Annotated in this window: 19 protein-coding genes; 5 read left to right on the plus strand and 14 right to left on the minus strand. The window is 65.7% G+C overall.

Annotated elements, in window-relative coordinates; all coding sequences use genetic code 11:
* From AC6H42_RS17215 to AC6H42_RS17230, 4 genes are all read left to right on the plus strand, one after another.
* On the plus strand, window positions 1–518 hold a 518-nt coding region (locus AC6H42_RS17215), incomplete at its 5' end, for an ABC transporter ATP-binding protein (protein WP_497548568.1).
* The gene (locus AC6H42_RS17220; RefSeq protein ID WP_057153278.1) at window positions 515–1702 is read left to right on the plus strand and encodes an ABC transporter permease; all 1188 of its coding nucleotides are present in this window, start codon (window positions 515–517) and stop codon (window positions 1700–1702) included. The genes AC6H42_RS17215 and AC6H42_RS17220, both read left to right, overlap by 4 nt.
* Before the next feature lie 8 nt (window positions 1703–1710).
* The gene (locus tag AC6H42_RS17225; protein WP_057153277.1) at window positions 1711–2865 is read left to right on the plus strand and encodes an ABC transporter permease; all 1155 of its coding nucleotides are present in this window, start codon (window positions 1711–1713) and stop codon (window positions 2863–2865) included.
* A gap of 98 nt (window positions 2866–2963) precedes the next feature.
* On the plus strand, window positions 2964–4307 hold the full coding sequence (locus tag AC6H42_RS17230; protein ID WP_057153276.1) for a hemolysin family protein: 1344 nt from the start codon (window positions 2964–2966) through the stop codon (window positions 4305–4307).
* A 7-nt stretch (window positions 4308–4314) separates the two neighbouring features.
* Here AC6H42_RS17230 and AC6H42_RS17235 read toward each other — a convergent pair whose 3' ends face one another.
* The 7 genes from AC6H42_RS17235 to AC6H42_RS17265 are packed head-to-tail and all read right to left on the minus strand — an operon-like array spanning window position 4315 to window position 11179.
* Window positions 4315–6045, minus strand: coding sequence for a putative bifunctional diguanylate cyclase/phosphodiesterase (locus AC6H42_RS17235; RefSeq protein ID WP_497548569.1), 1731 nt, complete (start codon window positions 6043–6045; stop codon window positions 4315–4317).
* A complete protein-coding gene (locus tag AC6H42_RS17240) occupies window positions 6045–7082 on the minus strand; it encodes an AI-2E family transporter (RefSeq protein ID WP_057153274.1) in 1038 nt (345 codons plus the stop codon). The genes AC6H42_RS17235 and AC6H42_RS17240 overlap by 1 nt, the downstream gene beginning before the upstream one ends.
* Window positions 7083–7134: 52 nt before the next feature.
* On the minus strand, window positions 7135–7734 hold the full coding sequence (locus AC6H42_RS17245; protein ID WP_057153273.1) for an SCO family protein: 600 nt from the start codon (window positions 7732–7734) through the stop codon (window positions 7135–7137).
* A 1-nt stretch (window position 7735) separates the two neighbouring features.
* Window positions 7736–8629 (minus strand): heme o synthase, encoded by an 894-nt coding sequence (cyoE, locus tag AC6H42_RS17250; protein ID WP_057153272.1) that lies wholly within the window; start codon window positions 8627–8629, stop codon window positions 7736–7738.
* Complete coding sequence (locus AC6H42_RS17255; protein WP_057153271.1) at window positions 8626–9852, minus strand: COX15/CtaA family protein; 1227 nt, start codon at window positions 9850–9852, stop codon at window positions 8626–8628. Before AC6H42_RS17255 ends, cyoE begins: the two co-directional genes overlap by 4 nt.
* Window positions 9853–9861: 9 nt before the next feature.
* Entirely contained in the window at window positions 9862–10461 is a 600-nt protein-coding gene (locus tag AC6H42_RS17260; protein WP_057153270.1) for an SCO family protein, read from the minus strand.
* Window positions 10445–11179, minus strand: coding sequence for an SURF1 family protein (locus AC6H42_RS17265; protein ID WP_497548627.1), 735 nt, complete (start codon window positions 11177–11179; stop codon window positions 10445–10447). Before AC6H42_RS17265 ends, AC6H42_RS17260 begins: the two co-directional genes overlap by 17 nt.
* Window positions 11180–11227: 48 nt before the next feature.
* On the opposite strand from AC6H42_RS17265, the gene AC6H42_RS17270 reads away from it, so the two are divergent.
* Complete coding sequence (locus AC6H42_RS17270; protein ID WP_057153268.1) at window positions 11228–11431, plus strand: twin transmembrane helix small protein; 204 nt, start codon at window positions 11228–11230, stop codon at window positions 11429–11431.
* A 107-nt stretch (window positions 11432–11538) separates the two neighbouring features.
* Here AC6H42_RS17270 and AC6H42_RS17275 read toward each other — a convergent pair whose 3' ends face one another.
* From AC6H42_RS17275 to AC6H42_RS17305, 7 genes are all read right to left on the minus strand, one after another.
* Entirely contained in the window at window positions 11539–12399 is an 861-nt protein-coding gene (locus AC6H42_RS17275; RefSeq protein ID WP_373888153.1) for a cytochrome c oxidase subunit 3, read from the minus strand.
* 9 nt (window positions 12400–12408) lie between these two features.
* Window positions 12409–12612, minus strand: coding sequence for a DUF2970 domain-containing protein (locus AC6H42_RS17280; RefSeq protein ID WP_057153266.1), 204 nt, complete (start codon window positions 12610–12612; stop codon window positions 12409–12411).
* A 9-nt stretch (window positions 12613–12621) separates the two neighbouring features.
* Window positions 12622–13170: a cytochrome c oxidase assembly protein gene (locus AC6H42_RS17285; protein ID WP_057153265.1), complete on the minus strand. Its 549-nt coding sequence runs from the start codon at window positions 13168–13170 to the stop codon at window positions 12622–12624.
* A gap of 1 nt (window position 13171) precedes the next feature.
* Entirely contained in the window at window positions 13172–13288 is a 117-nt protein-coding gene (locus AC6H42_RS17290) for a cytochrome oxidase small assembly protein (protein ID WP_229418041.1), read from the minus strand.
* A 2-nt stretch (window positions 13289–13290) separates the two neighbouring features.
* A complete protein-coding gene (ctaD, locus tag AC6H42_RS17295) occupies window positions 13291–14913 on the minus strand; it encodes a cytochrome c oxidase subunit I (protein WP_497548570.1) in 1623 nt (540 codons plus the stop codon).
* A 16-nt stretch (window positions 14914–14929) separates the two neighbouring features.
* Window positions 14930–16153, minus strand: coding sequence for a cytochrome c oxidase subunit II (gene coxB / locus AC6H42_RS17300; protein ID WP_057153263.1), 1224 nt, complete (start codon window positions 16151–16153; stop codon window positions 14930–14932).
* Window positions 16154–16431: 278 nt separating this feature from the next.
* A complete protein-coding gene (locus tag AC6H42_RS17305; RefSeq protein WP_057153262.1) occupies window positions 16432–17361 on the minus strand; it encodes a methyltransferase domain-containing protein in 930 nt (309 codons plus the stop codon).
* Window positions 17362–17377: the final 16 nt, after the last annotated feature.

A 17377-nucleotide genomic window follows, 5' to 3' on the forward strand; every position in this document is an offset into this window, starting at 1 on the left:
GCAAGGTGGGCTACGTGTCGCAAAAATTCTCCCTGTACGGGAACCTGACGGTGGCGGAGAACCTGAAGTTCTTCGGCACCGCGTACGGCCTGCACGGCGAGCACCTGCGCCGGCGCAGCGGCGAGGTGCTGGCGCAGTTCCAGCTGGACGGCCAGGAGAACATGGCCAGCGGCCAGCTGCCCGGCGGCTTCAAGCAACGCCTGGCGATGGCGGTCGGCCTGCTGCACTCGCCCGAGATCCTGTTCCTGGACGAACCCACCAGCGGCGCCGACCCGCTGGCGCGGCGCGAATTCTGGCGCCGCATCACGGCGCTGGCGGCCGCCGGCGTGACGGTCATCATCACCACCCACTTCATGGAGGAAGCCGAGTACTGCGACCGCATCGTCATCCAGGATGCCGGTAAGCTGCTCGCCATCGGCACGCCGCGCCAAGTGCGGGAGCAGGCGGGCGGCGCTCGGGGCATGGAACAAGCCTTCATCGCCATCGTCGAACAGAATCGCCGGGGAGACCAGCCATGACGCGGCAAGCAAGGCGCGGCAACGGCGGCGGCGGCGCTGCCCGCCTGCGCGCGCTGGTGCGCAAGGAATTCCGCCAGTTGCTGCGCGACGCCAGCAACCTGGCCATCGGCATTGCCCTGCCCATCGCGCTGATCCTGATCTTCGGCTACGGCCTGTCGCTGGACGTGAAAAACGCGCCGGTGGCGGTCGTACTGGAAGACTCCTCGCCCACCGCCGCCAACGCCATCGCCGGCCTGCAGCACACCACCGCCATCGCACCGGTGCTGCTGGGCTCCATGCACGAGGCAGAGCAGCTGATGACCGAGCGCCGCGTGGACGGCATCGTGCGCGTTCCCGCCGACTTCACGCGCCGCCTGGCACAAGGCGACGCGCGCGTGCAAGTGCTGGTGCACGGCACCGACGCCAACCGCGCCAGCATCATCCTGCAATACACCAGCGGCGCGCTGGCGCAGTGGCCCGCCATCCAGGCCGACCGCCAGGGCCGCGCCGCAGCCGTTCCCGCCGCTGGGCCTGCGCAGCCCGGCAGCGCAGCCACCGGCATGGTCGCCATCGAGCAGCGCATGTGGTACAACGCCGCCAACACCAGCACCTGGTACCTGGTGCCGGGACTGATTGTCCTCATCATGACGCTGGTGGGCGCCTTGCTGACCGCGCTGGTGATGGCGCGCGAATGGGAGCGCGGCACGCTGGAAGCGCTGTTCGTCACCCCGGTGCGCCCGGCCGAGATCCTGCTGGCCAAGATCATCCCCTACTTCACCGTCGGCATGGCCGGCCTGGCGCTTTGCCTGCTGGCCGCCCGCTTCCTGTTCCACGTGCCGATGCAAGGCTCGCTGATCGTGCTGGTGCTGGCCTGCATGCTGTACCTGTTCGTGGCGGTCGGCATGGGCCTGGTGATTTCCTCCATCACGCGCAACCAGTTCCTGGCCAGCCAGGTTGCGCTGCTGAGCAGCTTCATGCCATCGCTGATGCTGTCCGGCTTCCTGTTCGACCTGCGCAACGTGCCGCGCGCCATCCAGTACGTCGGCAATGCCCTGCCCGCGACTTACTTCATGGAGCTGATCAAGACGCTGTTCCTGGCCGGGAACGTGTGGCCGCTGATACTCAAGAATTGCGCCATCCTGGCCGTCTATGCCGTGCTGCTGCTTGCCGTGGCGCGCGCCGTCACGCGGAAAAAACTCGACTGAGGCCCCGTATGTTCGCCATTCCGACCTTCCCCGCCATCGCCGCAACGCTGCGGCGCATCGCCAATATGTGCCACAAGGAGTTCCTGGCCGTGGTCAAGGACCCGAAAACGCGCGCCATCCTGTTTGTGCCGGCGCTGGTGCAAAGCCTGCTGTTCGGCTACGCCGCCACCTTTGACCTGACCGATGCGCCCTACGTGCTGCTGGACCAGAGCCGCAGCGCCGCCTCCACCGAGCTGGCCGCCAGGCTGGAAGGCAGCGGCGTATTCCGCCGCGTGGCCACCCTGCGCAGCCAGGAAGGCATGGCGCACGCCATCGAAACGCACCAGGCCATGCTGGCGGTGCAGATCGGCCCGCGCTTCGAGCACCAGTTATACGCGGGCGAAGCCGCGCCGGTGCAGCTGATACTGGACGGCCGCAACTCCAACACAGCGGGATCGGCCGCCGCCTTCGCCGGGCAGGTGGTGGCGGCCTACAACCGCGACTGGGCGCGCCGCCACGGCGGCGGCGGCAGCGCGGGCGCTACGCTCGGCGTGGAATCGCGCGCCTGGTACAACCCCAACCTGGAAACCCGCTGGAACATGCTGCCCGGGATGGTGGCGGCGCTGAGCATGCTGCAAACGCTGCTGCTGAGCGCCCTGTCGGTGGCGCGCGAACGCGAACAGGGCAGCTTCGACCAGCTGCTGGTCACGCCCATGTCGCCGCTGGAGATCATGGCCGGCAAGGCGCTGGCGCCGGTGCTGATCGGCCTGGCGCAATCGACCATCATCCTGCTGGTGACCGCGCTCTGGTTCAAGGTGCCGCTGGCCGGCTCGCTGCTCACGCTGTACGCGGGGCTGGGCCTGTTCACCCTGGCCTGCGTCGGCATCGGCCTGTCGATATCGGCCGTGTCGCTGAACATGCAGCAGGCCATGCTGTACACCTTTGTGCTCATCATGCCACTGATGCTGCTGTCCGGGCTGACCACGCCGGTGCGCAACATGCCGCCACTGCTGCAAACGCTCACGCTGGCCAATCCGCTGCGCTTCGCCATCGACCTGGTGCAGCGCGTCTACCTGGAAGGCGTGGGACTGCGCGTGGTGGCGATGGACCTGCTGCCGATGCTGATTATCGCCGCCCTGACGCTGCCGCTGGCGGCCTGGCTGTTCCGCCACCGCCTGTCCTGACGCTGCCGCCGCAGGTGTAGCCAAAAGGCAAATTTGCGCCCGATCGGCCCGCGTCGGATAAGATGTAGGTTTCAACTACGGTCGCGCAAGCGATTTATATGGCTAACTTACTGCTGGTCCTGTTGGCGCTATTCCTGGTAGCGCTCAATGGTTTCTTTGTTGCCGCCGAATTCGGTATCGTCACTTTGCGCCGCACCCGCGTGCGCGCCATCGCCAAAACGCAAGGCCTGCGCGGCCGCATCCTGGCCAAGGTCCACGGTGAACTCGATGCCTATCTGTCGGCCTGCCAGCTGGGTATCACCCTCGCATCGCTGGGCCTGGGCTGGGTCGGCGAACCGGCTTTCGCCTCGCTGCTGGAACCGGTGTTCGGCGCCCTGGGCGTCACCTCCCCGCAGCTGATCCACGGCATTTCCTTCGTCTTCGCTTTCGTCACCATCTCCTTCCTGCACATCGTGGTGGGCGAACTGGCCCCCAAATCGCTGGCCATCCGCCTGCCGGAAGTGGTCGGCCTGTGGAGCGCGATTCCGCTGTACGGCTTCTACTGGGCCATGTACCCCGCCATCTGGGTGCTCAACGCCAGCGCCAACATGGTGCTGCGCCTGGCCGGCCTGGCCGGCGCCGGCGGCCATGGCGACTCGCACTATTCGACCGAGGAACTGAAGCTGATCCTGCGCACCAGCCAGCCTGGCGAGAAATTCAACAAGGACGAGCGCAACATCCTGGCGCACTCGCTCGACTTCAGCCAGCTGTCGGTGTCGGACCTGATGCGTCCGATCCATGAAGTGATCGCGCTGCACGCGTCGAAGTCGCTGGAAGAGAACCTGCAAACCGTGGTGCGCAACCGCTTCAGCCGCTACCCGTACTACGACGCGGACGGCGAGACCGTGCTCGGCATGGTGCACCTGAAAGACCTGTTCTTCGCCGAGCAGTCCGGCAAGGCCATCACCTCGATGATGCCTTTCCTGCGCCCGGTGGAAACCTATTCGGCGCGCACGCCGGCGCTGGAACTGTTCCGCCGCTTCAAGGACGGCGCGCCGCACTTCGCGCTGATCGGCGAAAAGGGCAAGCGTCCGGTGGGCTTCCTCACGCTGGACAACCTGCTGGGCGCCATGGTGGGCGAGATCCACGATGAATTCCGCCTCAACGAAAACGACTGGCTCAAGCAGCCCGACGGCGCGCTGGTCGGCAAGGCCAGCCTGCCCATCGTGTCGCTCGAGCGCGCGCTGGGACTGGACATCGAGAACGAGGAAATGGGCCTGGAGGACATCGAATCGGTGGGCGGCATGGTGATGCTCAAGCTGGGCGACATTCCCAAACAGGGCCAGCGCGTGGAGTTCAACGGCTTCGACATCGTGGTCAAGAAGATGAGCGGCCCGCGCATCCTGCTGGTGAAAGTGATTCCGCGCCAGCCCCGCCACAGCGAATCCGACGACCAGGACTAGGCCGCCATCAGTCCACGGCCAGCGCTGCGCCGCTGCGCAGCATGGCCACGATGCCCGCTTCGGGCAGCGGGCGGCTGAAGTAATAGCCCTGGAATTCGTCGCATCCCTGGCGCGCCAGCAGCTGCAGCTGGCGTTCCGTCTCCACCCCTTCCGCAATGGCGCGCAAGCCCAGGCTGTGCGCCAGCCTGATCACCGCCGTGACGATGGAGCGGTCCTCCGGATCGCTGGCCGCGCCGCGCGTGAAGGACTGGTCGATCTTCAGCTTGTCGACCGGGAAGCGCTTCAGGTAGCTCAGGTTGGAATAGCCGGTGCCGAAGTCGTCGATCGACATCGTGATGCCGATCGCCTTCAGGCGGTGCATCAGCGCGATCGACGCTTCCGGGTCCACCATCGACATGCTCTCGGTCAGTTCCAGTTCGATCAGGCCCGGCTCCAGGCTGTAGCGCGCCAGCACGCCGCGCACCATGGCTTCCATGTCCTGCTGTGCGAACTGGGCGGCGGCCACGTTGACCGCCACCGGCACCACCGGCACGCCGCTGTCGATCCAGCCGCGCAGCGTGGCGCACACCTTGTCCAGCACCCAGCCGCCGATGGCGGTGATCAGATTGCTTTCCTCGGCCACCGGGATGAACTGCATCGGCGGCACCAGCCCCAGCTCGGGCGACTGCCAGCGCAGCAGCGCTTCCAGGCCGATCACCTTGCCGCTGGCCAGGTCCACCTGCGGCTGGTAGTGCAGCACGAATTCGTCGCGCTGCAAGGCCCGCATCAGGCCCTGCTCCAGCTTGACGCGCGCGTTCACGCGCTGCTGCATTTCCTGCGTAAAGAACTGGAAGCCGTTGCGGCCCGCCTCCTTGGCGCGGTACATGGCGATGTCGGCCTGGCGCAGCAGGTCCTCGGCCGAGCCGCCGTCGTCGGGGTACAGGCTCAGCCCCATGCTGGCGGTGATGACGTGCTGCTGCCCGGCCACGGTGACCGGCCGCGCCAGGTGCTCGCCGATGCGCTCGGCGATCATGCCGGGCGTGGCGTCGGCCAGCGGGCTGTCGAGCAGCAGCACGAATTCGTCGCCGCCCAGGCGCGCCACGCTGTCGAAGTCGCGCACGCTGCCGCGCAAGGTGGCGGCCACCGCGCGCAGCAGCTCGTCGCCGGCGGCGTGGCCCAGCGTGTCGTTGACCTGCTTGAATTTGTCCAGGTCCAGGAACAGCACGGCCAGGCGCTCCTTGCGGCGCCCGGCGCGCCGGATCGCGTGCGCCAGGCTGTCCAGGAACAGCGCGCGGACCGGCAAGCCGGTCAGCGCGTCATGCGTGGGCAGGCTGCCGGCGCCGCCCGCCTCGCCGGCCTTGCCGGCCGGGCGCGCCACGCTCATCACCGCATCGGCCTTGCCGAACCACAGGCGGCAGCCGAAGTACGCCACTTCCACCGGCGCGCCGTCCAGCCGCAGCAGCGGGACCGTGACGCGCGGCTGCTGCCAGGCCAGCGCCAGGTCGCCGTGCAGCCCCCGGTCCAGCTGCGCGCGCAGCGCGGCGGGAACGCGCTCGTCGGCGGCGGTCCCGGCCAGGCTGGCGGCCGGCCCGGCGCCGAACAGGCTGTGCGCGGCCTGGTTGGCGAACACGATCCTGCCGCCGCTGTGGATCCACACCGCATCGGGCACCATTTCCATCAGCGCGCGGTAGCGCGCCTCGCTTTCGGCCAGCAGCGTTTGCGCATCCTTGCGTCCCAGGGCGGGCAGCGTGCCCTGCATCAGGCCGGCTTCCCGGTCCAGTTGCGCAGCAGGCCCAGCGCCACCGCCAGCAAGGTCGGGCCGATGAACAGGCCGACGAAGCCGAACGCCAGCACGCCGCCCATCACGCCCAGCAGCACCAGCAGGAACGGCAAGCTCGAGCCGCGGCTGATGATCATCGGCTTGACCACGTTATCCACTCCGCTGATCACCAGCACGCCCCACACCACCATGAATATGCCCCAGCCGGTGCTGCCCTGGTTGAACAGCCACAGCGCGGCGCCGCCCCAGATCAGCGGCGGGCCGACCGGTACCAGCGAGAACAGGAAGGTGGCCACCGACAGCAGCGCCACGGCCGGCACGCCGGCGATCAGGAAGCCGATGCAGGCCACGGCGGCCTGCGCCAGCGCGGTGCCGAGCAGGCCGTACATCACGCCGCGCACGGTGCGGCTGACGGTGTCGGCCACTTCCACCGCGTGCTCGCCCATGATCTTGTCCATGCCCACCCGCAGCGCGCCGAGGATGGCCATGCCGTCGCGGTACAGGAAGAAGCTGACGAAGGCGGCCAGGCTGACCTGGGCCACGCCGCTGCCCAGCACCACGCCGCTGCCCAGCAGGAAGGCGCGCGCCGGTTCCATGTAGCGCTTGGCCAGCGCCACCAGTTCCTCGCGGCTGCCGATAATCTTGCGCACGTAGGCGTCGGCCGCCTCGCCCACCATCGGGATGTCGCGCAGCCAGGGCGGCGGCGCCACGGTGCCGTCGTCGATGGCGGTGCGCAGGTGATCGTAGGCCTCGCGCGCGCTGTCGGCGATGTTCCAGGTGACCAGGGCCAGCGGCAGGATGATCACCAGGATCAGCGACAAGGTCATGATGATGGCGGCCAGCGTGCGGCGCTGGCGGCAGCGCACCAGCAGCATCTGGAACAGGGGCCAGCTGGAAATGGTGATGGCGGCGGCAAACAGGATCGCCGCCAGGAAGGGACGCAGCACCGCCAGGCAGCCGATCACCAGGAACACGATCGCAGCCAGGCGGCTGTAAGGTTGAAAACGCTTTTCCATCTAGCCCTCGAATTGTTGTATCGGGGGCTAGCTTATCAGGAAAGCAGCAGCATCAGGAAAGAAGCAACTTCAGGTCATGCGCGATCGGCGCCGGGCCCTGGCCGTGGCGCAGGAACAGGCGGATCTTGCCGTTCTTGTCGAACACATAGCTGCCGGCCGTGTGGTCGATGGTGTAGCTGTCCGGCGTCTTGCCTTCCACCTTGTTGTAGATGACCTTGAATTCCTTGGCCACCTGCGCGGTCTGCTCGGGGGTGCCGTACAGGCCGATGAAGCGCGGATCGAAGGTGGGCGCGTACTGGGCCAGCAGTTCCTTGGTGTCGCGCGCCGGGTCCAGCGTGATGAACAGCACCTGCACCTGGTCCGCCTGCGGGCCGAGTTCCTTCATCACGCCGGCCATTTCGGCCATGGTGGTCGGGCACACGTCCGGGCACTGGGTGTAGCCGAAGAAGATCACCACCGCCTTGCCCTTGTAGCTCTCCAGCGTCACCGGCTTGCCGGTGTGGTCGTTCAGGGAGAAGCCCTGGGCGTAGCTCAGGCCCGTCAGGTCGGTGTTCTTGAAGGCCAGGCCGGAGCCGGGGGCCTGTTTCTGGCATCCGCCCAGGGCGAGCGCGATGCACAGCACGGCAAACAGCGATTTTAATGATTTGGTCATGTCAGATCTTCACGTAATGGTCCACCAGCAGCGCGGCGAACAGCAGGGACAAATAAATGATGGACCAGGTAAACGCCTTGCGCGCCACCAGGTCGGTGTAATGGCGGTGCACGCGCCAGCTGTGCCACAGGAACACCACGTTCAGCGCCACGGCGCTGACCAGGTAGATCAGGCCGCTCATCTTCACGGCGAACGGCAGCAGGGTGGTGGCGGCCAGCGCGATCGAATACAGCCACACGTGGAAGCCGGTGAAGGTCATGCCGTGGGTGACGGGCAGCATCGGCAGGCCGGACTTGGCGTAGTCGTCGCGGCGGTACATGGCCAGCGCCCAGAAATGCGGCGGGGTCCAGATGAAGATGATCATCACCAGCAGCCAGGCCTGCATCGGCACTTCATTGGCCACGGCGGCCCAGCCCAGCGCCGGCGGCATGGCGCCGGACAGGCCGCCGATGACGATGTTCTGCGGCGTGGCCGGCTTCAAAATCATGGTGTAGATGACCGCGTAGCCGACAAAAGTAACAAAGGTCAGCCACATGGTGAGCGGGTTGACCAGCGTGTACAGGATCCACATGCCCAGGCCGCCGATCACGGCCGAGAACACGGCGGTCTGCGTTACGCTGATTTCGCCCTGCGCCATCGGGCGGCGCGCGGTGCGCGCCATGCGCGCGTCGATCTCGCGCTCGGCCAGGCAGTTGACGGCGAACGCGGCGCCGGCCAGCAGCCAGATGCCGATGGTGGCGGCCACCACCACGCGCCAGCTGGGCAGCTCGTCGGTGGCCAGGAACATGCCGATGACGGCGCAGAACACCGCCAGCTGCGTCACGCGCGGCTTGGTCAGCGCCCAGTACTGGGCGATGCGGTTGGTCGGTTTATGTAGAGCGGTCTGGGTGGTCATTGGCGGTGTCTGGCTGGCGCAGCGCCTTGCTGGGCCGTGTCGAGTTGGTGCTTAGCCCGATAGTTTAACATGGTCAGCAAAAGCACCAGCAGCGCCGCTCCGGCGTTATGCAGCACGGCGATGGCGAGCGGGAAACTGAAGTAGATCGTGGCCAGGCCGCTGGCCGTCTGCAGCGCCAGCACGGCGGCGATGCCGCGCGCCAGCCTTGTCATTGCGGCCAGATTCCATGCGCGCCAAGCCGCGTAGCCAGCGAGCAGCAGCACCACCAGCGCGAAGTTGCGGTGCACCCAGTGAATCGCCGTCAGCGCGGAAAACGGCAGGTAGTGGCCGGCGGCGGTCTTGCCCAGCTCGCGCCACAGGTGGAAGCCATGCTCGAAGTCCATCTCGGGCACCACCTTGCCGGCGCACAGCGGGAATTCGGTGCAGGCCAGGGTGGCGTAGTTCGTGCTCACCCACCCGCCCAAGGCCAGCTGCACCAGCAGCGCGGCGCCGGCGGCCAGCGCCAGCCAGCGCACGGTGCGCAGCACCGGCAGCGGCGCGATCGGCACGCGGCGCGCCGCTGCCGGCGCCGGCGGCCTTGCCGACGCCGGCGCAAGGGCTGCGTGCACCGTGTCCTGGCGGCAGCCGAACCACACCAGCATGGACAGCAGGCCCATGCCCAGCAGCAGGTGCATGGTGACGATCACCGGCTGCAGCTTGAGCGTGACGGTCCAGGCGCCGAACGCGCCTTGCAGGCAGACGAAGAAGAACAGCGCCACCGGCAGGCCGGGCGCGTAGGTCCAGCGCGCCGCGGCGGCCGCCGCGAGATGTTCGGGCTGCGCGGCCAGCTTGCCCGCCCGGCGCGTTTGCAGCAGCGCCACCGCCATCATGGCCACGATCAGCACGCCGATGCCCATGGCCAGGTAGCGGTGGATCATTTCCACCCAGGCCTTGAACACGGTGACCGGGCCGCTTGGCTGCAGGGCCTCGGCGGCGGCGATCTCGGCATGCGCCAGGAAAGGATTGGCCAGGCCGTAGCAGCCCGGCCAGTCCGGGCAGCCCAGGCCCGAATCGGTCAGGCGGGTAAAGGCGCCGAACACGATCAGGTCGAACGTCAGGAACACGCTGATCCAGACCAGCTTGCGGTACTTGTTCTCATCCGAGGACACCCAGACCATGGACAGCGGCAGCAGCGCCACCAGCAGTCCGGTGATGGCCAGCTGGGCCAGCGTGGTGCTATGCATTGCGCCCCCTCAACCGATGGCCGAAGCCTTGAGCAGCTTGGCGATATCTTTCTTCACCTTGCCCGGTTCCGGGTCTTTCGGGAAACGCATCATCAGGTTGCCCAGCGGGTCGATCAGGTAGATGTGGTCCGAGGCCTGGCCGCCCTGCTCCACCGGCAGCCACTTGGCCACGGTGCCGGCCGGTGCGCGCAGCATGCGGGTGCCGTCGTTCACGCGCAGCAGCACCGTCTCCAGCGGCTGGTCGTCGGTAATCAGCCACACGCGTTCGATGCGCTCCATCTCCTTGCCCTGCATGGTGCGCAGCTGGCGCATGGCGAACAGCTGGTCCTGGCAGGCCTGCTGGCAGTCAGAACCGCCCACCTTCAGCATGATCCACTTGCCCTTGTAGGCATCGAGCCCGGTGGGCTTGCCATCCAGCGTGGCGCTGGCCATGGCGGGAATCGGGTACTGGCGCGGGTCGATCAGCGCGCCGTAGTTGGTGCGCCCTTCCGGCTTGATGATGTAGTAGGTGATGTACGATGCAATCAGCGGCGCCGCGCACACGGCCAGCACCGCCATCAGCTTCCAGCGTCCACGCGAGCGCTTGGTTTCCTCAGTTTTGTTTTCCACGTCTGAATCCTGTTGCAACGAAAAAGAGAGCGGCCATGACAGCCAGTGCATACCACTGGAAGGCGTAGCCGCGGTGTTTGTCCACGCCGGACGCGGGCGCCGGCCAGTCGTGCGACAGGCCGCTGTCCTCCGCACCGGCCGGGGCGGTTTGTTCGATGATGAAGGGCTGCATGCGCAGCCCGCTGGCGGCGGCCACCTCGGCCACGCCGGCATTTTGCACGATGGCGCCCGGCTTGAGCGGCGGCGCCGTGCCGAGTTGCATCACATGGCCGGCATGCAGCCGTGCCACGCCTTCCAGCGTGACGGTGCCGGACGGCGTGCCGTAGGGCGGCAGCTGCTCGCGCACCGCCGAATTGCGCGGCAGCCAGCCGCGCGCCACCAGCACGTGCTGGTCCGAGCCGTCGATACGGAACGGCATCAGCAAATAAAAGCCGACGCCCTTGGCCGACGGGCGGTTGTCCAGGTACAGCGGCCAGTCCGCGACAAAGCGGCCGGTGACGCGCACGCGGCGGAACTCGACCTGCGCCACCTCGGCGGCCGGCACGGCGGCCGCGCCCAGCAGAAGCGGCGCGCCGGCCTGCCCGGCCTGCAGGCGCGCCTCGGCGGCGCTCTTGTCGGCGGCGCGGCGGTCCTGCCACCGGCCGAGCGACACGCCCAGCGCCACCAGCAGCACAGTGGCGGCGAAGGGAACCCATTTGAAGCGGAAGGCCATTACAATGGTGCCTTATTCCCGACCTGCGTCCCGACCTGCGGTACTGCCAATTCCATGAAAATCCTCGTTGCCATTGCCTTCATCCTGATCCTTGCCAGCCTGGGGTCGGCCCTGTATTACATGATGCGCCAAAAGGGCAAGAACGACCAGCGCATGGTGCGCTCGCTGGCCATGCGCGTGGGCTTCTCGATCGCGCTGTTCGTGCTCATCCTGGTGGCGCACAAGCTGGGCTACATCCAGCCGACCGGCATACGCTAGCGCCTTGCCGGCGCCAAGAAAAAAGCCGTGCGCGGGTTCACCTGCGCACGGCTTTTTTCATTGCGGCGAACCTTGTCCGCCGCAGATTATAGCGCTTACTGTGACAGTTACAGCCAGTAGACCACGATGTACAGGCCCAGCCAGACCACGTCCACAAAGTGCCAGTACCAGGCGGCGCCTTCGAAGCCGAAGTGGTGTTCCGGGGTGAAGTGGCCCTTCATCACGCGCACCATCACCACCGCCAGCATGATCGCGCCCATGGTCACATGGAAGCCGTGGAAGCCGGTCAGCAGGTAGAAGGTGGAACCGTAGATGCCCGAGGTCAGCTTCAGATTCAGTTCGCTGTAGGCGTGCATGTACTCGTACACCTGGAAGCACATGAACACGGCGCCCAGCGCCACGGTGGCGGCCAGCCAGCCGACGGTCTTGCCGCGCTTGCCCGCGATCAGCGCGTGGTGGGCGATGGTCAGGGTCAGGCCGGACAGCAGCAGCAGCGCGGTGTTGATGGTCGGGATAGGGAACGGGCCCATGGCGGTGAAGCTCTCCACCACGCCGGCCGGGGTGTTGCCCCACTGCGCGGCGAAGTCCGGCCAGATGAATTTATGGTCCAGGTCACCCAGCCATGGCAGGGAAATGGCGCGGGCGTAGAACAGTGCGCCGAAGAAGGCGCCGAAGAACATCACCTCCGAGAAGATGAACCAGCCCATCGACCAGCGGTAGGAATGGTCGATGCGCTTGCTGTACAAGCCGCCTTCCGATTCCTTGATGGCGTCGCCGAACCAGAAATACAGCACGGTCAGCGTGGCCAGGATGCCGATGATGTTGACGGTGGAGCCCCAGGAGGCGTCGTTGACCCAGGCCGACGCGCCTATCATGGTGATGAGCAGGGAAATGCCGGCGAGCATAGGCCAGCGGGACGGACCAGGCACGAAGTAGTACGGTGCCGCGTTATGTGAACTCATCTTCATCTCCTAAAATTACTGTGAAACTACGAACTTCACTATTGTTATCAGCAAGCCAATGAACAGCGCCACGCCTATCAAGGCGGCGATGATGACGTGGAAGGGGTTGAGCTTGGCCCCGTCCTGGTCAAAATCCTTTTTCCGGCGCAGGCCGAAGAACGACCATATCACCGCTTTCATCGAATACATGAAAGAAGCTGTTTGCTTCTTTTCTTCCATCTTGGCCTCCTAGTTTGAGGCAGTCTTATCCAGTCCCGCGATCTCGAAGAACGTGTACGACAGCGTGATGGTCTTCACGTCCTTCGGCAAAGCCGGGTCGATGAAGAACACCACCGGCATCTGCCGCGCCTCGTTCGCCTTCATGGTCTGCTGCTGGAAACAGAAGCACTCCACCTTCTTGAAATAGGCCGTGGCGCTGTTCGGCGCGTAGCTCGGAATCGCTTGCGCGTTCACCGTGCGCGGCTGCGTGTTGACCACTTCGTACACCACCGTGGCCAGTTCGCCCGGATGGACCTGGATGCTGCGCTGGGTGGCGCGGAAACGCCACGGGCCGTGCGCATTGCTGTCCAGCTCCACCGTCACCAGCCGGCTGCTGTCGACCTGGGTATTCTTCGGGTCCAGCGAGACGGTGCCGTCCTTCTGCGTGATCATGTTAATCCCGAGCACCTCGCAGATATGCTTGTACACCGGGATCAGCAGGTAGCCGAAGCCGAACATCATCACCGCGATGATGATCAGCTTCCGCAGCATGCGCAGGTTTTCGGCCTTGACGCTCATGTCAGCCTAGCCAGCCGCGTTTGACGAACACCGACACGAAGAACACCAGCGCGATCGAACCCAGGATCAGCGCCAGCTTCAGGTTGCCCTGCTTCTTGTCGGCTTGAGGGGCGGCCATGATTATTTCACTTGCGGTGGGGTTTCAAAGGTGTGGAACGGCGCCGGCGACGGCACGGTCCACTCCAGGCCTTCTGCGCCTTCCCATGGCTTGTCGCCGGCAGGCTTGCCGCCGCGGATGGTCGGCAGCACCACGAAGAACAGGAAGAACACCTGGCTCAGGCCGAAACCGAAGGCGCCGATCGAAGCGATGGCGTTGAAGTCGGTGAACTGCGCCGCGTAGTCGGCGTAGCGGCGCGGCATGCCGGCCAGGCCCAGGAAGTGCATCGGGAAGAACGTGATGTTGAAGGTGATCAGCGACAGCCAGAAGTGGGTCTTGCCCATCGCTTCGCTGTACATGTGGCCGGTCCACTTCGGACCCCAGTAGTAGAAGCCGGCGAACAGCGCGAACAGCGAGCCGGCCACCAGCACGTAGTGGAAGTGCGCCACCACGTAGTAGGTGTCCTGCAGCTGGATGTCGATCGGGGTCACGGCCAGGATCAGGCCGGTGAAGCCGCCGATGGTGAACACGAAGATGAAGCCCACGGCAAACAGCATCGGGGTTTCAAAGGTCATCGAACCCTTCCACATGGTGGCGATCCAGTTGAACACCTTCACGCCGGTCGGCACCGCGATCAGCATGGTGGCGTACATGAAGAACAGCTGCGAAGTCACCGGCATGCCGGTGGTAAACATGTGGTGCGCCCAGACGATGAAGGACAGGATCGCGATCGACGCGGTGGCGTACACCATCGAGTGGTAGCCGAACAGGGTCTTGCGGGCGAAGGCCGGGATGATCTGCGAGACGATGCCGAAAGCCGGCAGAATCATGATGTACACCTCGGGGTGGCCGAAGAACCAGAAGATATGCTGGTACATGACCGGGTCGCCGCCGCCGGCGGCGTTGAAGAACGAGGTGCCGAAGTGGCGGTCGGTCAGGGTCATGGTGATGGCGCCCGCCAGAACCGGCATCACGGCGATCAGCAGGTAGGCGGTGATCAGCCAGGTCCAGCAGAACATCGGCATCTTCATCAGGGTCATGCCGGGCGCGCGCATGTTCAGGATGGTGACGATGATGTTGATCGAGCCCATGATCGAGGACGCGCCCATGATGTGCATGGCGAAGATGCCCATGTCCATGCCGGGGCCCATCTGGGTCGACAGCGGCGCGTACAGCGTCCAGCCGGCGGCGGTGGCGCCGCCAGGCACGAAGAACGAGCCGGCCAGCAGCAGCGCGGCAGGCGGCAGCAGCCAGAACGAGAAGTTGTTCATGCGCGCGAACGCCATGTCGGATGCGCCGATCTGCAGCGGGATCATCCAGTTGGCGAAGCCGACGAAGGCCGGCATGATGGCGCCGAACACCATCACCAGGCCGTGCATGGTGGTGAGCTGGTTGAAGAACTCAGGCTGGAAGAACTGCAGGCCGGGCTGGAACAGCTCGGTGCGTATCATCAGCGCCAGCACGCCGCCGGACAGCAGCATGATGAAGGAGAACCACAGGTACAGCGTGCCGATATCCTTGTGGTTGGTGGCGAACAGCCAGCGCTGGTAGCCGCTGGGGTGGTCGTGTGCGTGGTCGTGTCCGTGGTCATGACCATGGTCGTGGCCATGCGCATGATCGTGTGCGTGATCGATAGTCGTGCTCATGATGTGCAACTCCTAATTACTTGCGTGCAGCCAGGACTTCGGCCGGTTGAACGATGTTTTCGGCCGGCTTGTTCGACCAGCTGTTGCGCGTATACGTGATGACGGCGGCGATGTCGGTGTCCGACAGCTGCTTCCAGGCCGGCATCTCGGCCGGGAACTTGCCGGTCTTCTGGCCGTTCAGCAGCACGTGGATCTGGGCCGCTTTCTCGCCGTTGACGACGGCGGAGCCGTCCAGCGGCGCGAAGGCGCCAGGTACGCCCTTGCCGTTGGCCTGGTGGCACACGGCGCAGTTGGCCGAGTACACTTTCTCGCCCTTGGTCTTCAGTTCATCGATGGTCCAGGTCTTGTTCGGATCGTCCGCCAGGGCGGCCAGTTCCTTTTTCTTCTTGTCGGCCCAGGCGGTGTACTCCTCGGCGGTGACCACGCGCACCACGATAGGCATGAAGGCGTGGTCCTTGCCGCACAGTTCCACGCAAGTGCCGCGGTAGACGCCGGTGTGCTGCGCCTTGAACCAGGTGTCGCGCACGAAGCCGGGGATGGCGTCCTGCTTCACGCCGAAGGCGGGAATGGTCCAGGCGTGGATCACGTCGTTGGCGGTGGTGACGATGCGGATCTTCTTATTGACCGGCACCACCACCTCGTTGTCGACTTCCATCAGGTAAGCGTCGCCGCGCTTCTCGGTCGGCGCCACGCCCGGCGCGCCCACTTGCGAGCGCGGCGTGGACAGGTTGGAGATGAAGGTGATGCCCTCGCCCTCGCCCTTCAGGTAGTCGTAGCCCCATTTCCACTGCATGCCGGTGGCTTTGATGGTGATGTCGGCGTTGGAGGTGTCCTTCATGGCCACCACGGTCTTGGTGGCGGGCAGCGCCATGCCGATGACGATCAGGAACGGCACGATGGTCCAGGCGATTTCGACCGCGGTGGACTCGTGGAAGGAGGCCGATTTGTGGCCCAGCGACTTGCGGTGCTTGAGGATGGAATAGAACATCACGCCGAACACGGCGATGAAGATCGCCAGGCAGATGTACATCATCAGGTTGTGCAGGCTGTAGATGTCCGCAGCGATGGCGGTGGCGGGCGCCTGCAGGTTCAGCTGGTTGACCATGGGACCGCCGGTACCGCCGGTGGCCTTCGAGTATTCAGTAGCCGCTGCAGCCGTCTCCGCCGCCCAGGACGGGACTGCGGCGGCTGTCATCGACAGCGCGAGCATCAACGATTGAAATCGCTTTGCATGTTTCATGTTTTCCCCAACCACCCAAGAAATAATTAATATTTTTAAAGGCAGCCGTCCGATGTTCTGAATAGCCGCCGTACGCTACAACACCTAAAGTCCCCCCACCCTGTATTTTGGTAATACTTATACAAGACGAAATGATGGCAAAATTAGTCAAGGATTATAGTCAACACCCCTAGGGGCATCAAGGAAATTATCTGTTACGCAAGCCCAATCGTCAGTGCTTTGGCGTTATTTGCCACATATGCGGGACGCTATTCCACAGCGGGCCGCCTGGCGCCGGCCTATTTCCCGGGCTTGCGCGGCAGGTCGAAGCGGACAATCGACTCGCCCTGGCTGGTGCTGCGTGGTGCCGGGCGGAAAGCATGTCCGTAAAGCACCTCGAAAGTCAGGCCCAGCTTGCCGTCCGGGCGGCGCTGGCGCTCCAGCGCGGCCAGCAGGCGGTCCCGGCCGGCGCGGCCCAGCAGGCCCTGGCGGCGCGTGGCCAGCGGATTGCCGCCCCAGGCGCGCACGTCGGCCAGCAGCGCCTGCGGCGTGCCATAGGTGACGGTGATCTTCTCCATGTCCAGCACCGGGGTGGAAAAGCCGGCCTCCACCAGCTGGTCGCCAAAGTCGTGCATGTCCACGAAGGGCAGCGCGTGCGGGAACAGGTCGACCTCGGCAAAGGCGGTGCGCAGCTCGGCGAACGTGTCCGGGCCGAAGCAGGAAAACATCAGCAAGCCCTCGACCCGCAGCACGCGGCGCCACTCGGCGAACACGCGGTCCGGCTGCGGATGCCAGTGCAGCGCCAGGTTGGACCAGACCAGGTCCATGCTGTGCAGCGCCAGCGGCAGCTCGGCGAAATCGCCGCACACCAGGTCGACCCCGGTCTTGGACGGCAGCAGCTTGCTGATCAGCTGGTTCAGTCCGCCTTTCGGCGCCGGACTGGCGGCGGCGGCCGCGCGCGCCATCGGCTCGGCGGCGTCCACGCCCAGGATTTGGGCGGCGGCATACATTTTTTGCAACATCGGCAAATCGGCGCCGGCGCCGCAGCCCGCGTCCAGCACCCGCTGCGGCACGATTTTCACCAGTTGCAGGCGGTCCTGCATGCGCGACGCAATCTCGCGGCGCAGGAAATCGGACGGCGCGATGCGCTCGGGGCGGGAAAACAGCGCGCGCACGCGCTCGATGTCGATGGGCGCGCTCAATTTCGGCGGCTTGGCGGGAACTTGCATGATCGGTCAGACTCGC

The sequence above is a fragment of the Massilia sp. NBRC 108631 genome (assembly GCF_059704565.1).